2 pseudogenes are annotated in these 707 nt (G+C 65.5%); both read left to right on the top strand.

From position 1 onward, the window contains the following. Positions 1-188, top strand: a pseudogene (locus F3J18_RS37725) (multidrug transporter); the annotation flags it as partial. A gap of 350 nt (positions 189-538) precedes the next feature. Further along, positions 539-707, top strand: a pseudogene (gene glyA / locus F3J18_RS37730) (serine hydroxymethyltransferase); the annotation flags it as partial.

Genomic DNA, 707 nt, shown 5'->3' on the forward strand with positions numbered 1-707 from the left:
CGGCACAGACCACGCTGATCTCGGCGCGCCTCGCGCGCTGGACCAACCTGGTGGACCTGTATCGCGCGCTGGGCGGCGGCTGGATCGAGCACAACGGCGACCAGCCGCGCGAGGCCGATGCCCCGGTTGACTACAGCAAGCCGGCGGCAGCGGCCGTACCTGCCTCGCAGGCGGCCAAGGCAGGCTGAGCGGTCTTCATCGAACTCGCGGCCGCGGCGGCATCGAACTCAAGCCGCCGCCGTCGCGAGCAGGCACCGAGGAACGCGTGCCGTTCCTCTTCACACCCCGGAAGCCTCGCGGCTTCCGGGGTGTGTCTTTTCCGGGGCCGGAATATCCGTGATGCGTCATCGACCTGTCGCCGCGCGACATCGGCGGGTGCTGCCCCCGTCGCACGCCGATTCCATCCCACTGCCTTGTCGCAATTCTTCTAGATGCCCGGCCGCGCTTCCGATTGAATAGCGTTCCGAATCAGGCAATTCGTTCGAGGCGCGCCGGCTGGCGCGGACCAAGTCTATTGATCGAGGACGTCGGGAAAATCATGTTCAACTATTCCACCAGCACCATCGAAGCGGTCGATCCGGACCTCTGGCAGGCGATCCAGCAGGAAAACCAGCGCCAGGAAGATCACATCGAGCTGATCGCCTCCGAGAACTACACGAGCCCGGCCGTGATGGCCGCGCAGGGCTCGCAACTGACCAACAAGTACG

The organism is Burkholderia sp. Ax-1720 (genome assembly GCF_011753035.1).
Taxonomy (GTDB): Bacteria; Pseudomonadota; Gammaproteobacteria; order Burkholderiales; family Burkholderiaceae; genus Burkholderia; species Burkholderia gladioli.